At 53.7% G+C, this 547-nt stretch carries 2 protein-coding genes; one reads left to right on the forward strand and one right to left on the reverse strand.

What is annotated here, in order from left to right; translation table 11 throughout:
* Positions 1-180 (forward strand): hypothetical protein (locus PKF00_RS44225; RefSeq protein ID WP_271223789.1); only part of this gene is annotated, 180 nt, incomplete at its 5' end.
* A 39-nt stretch (positions 181-219) separates the two neighbouring features.
* On the opposite strand, the gene PKF00_RS44230 is transcribed toward PKF00_RS44225, so the two are convergent.
* On the reverse strand, positions 220-547 hold a 328-nt coding region (locus PKF00_RS44230; RefSeq protein ID WP_271223790.1), incomplete at its 5' end, for a class I SAM-dependent methyltransferase.

Below are 547 nucleotides of genomic sequence, written 5' to 3' on the forward strand. Positions count from 1 at the left end.
AGACAAAGTATTTGCCGACAGCTCGATCACCTGGGTGTCGAGCTGTCCGATACAGCTCACGAGCCTCTGATATCGTCGACAAATTCACGGATCGGTGTCTATGTCGTGCGCTGCGACGAAAACAGCATCATTGCTCGCCACGTAATGAAATCGCAGGCTGAATTTGCGAATCCCGCTTAAATTCTGGGTCACATACCGTTCCAGGCCCGTACAGCTGTATCACCGGTACATATAATCGCGCGTCAGTGGAATAGCGTCCTGCCTGTGGCCGACCAGGATTTGGTAGACGTTGTGAAACCCATGCCGAAAGGATGCCTCACTACTGGCGAGATAGAAGTCCCACATCCGCACGAAGCGATCATCATACAGTGACCGTGCCTCGTCCGCCCTGCTCAAGAACCTTTCGCGCCACGCCTTCAGCGTTTCTGCATAATGCAGACGCAGCACTTCGATATCCAGCAAGACCAGGCCAGACTTTTCAATTGCAGGCAGGATCTCCGATAGAGCAGGAATGTACCCGCCTGGGAAAATGTGCCGGGCGATCCAG

This window comes from Streptosporangium carneum (assembly GCF_027922005.1).
GTDB classification, from domain to species: Bacteria; Actinomycetota; Actinomycetes; order Streptosporangiales; family Streptosporangiaceae; genus Streptosporangium; species Streptosporangium carneum.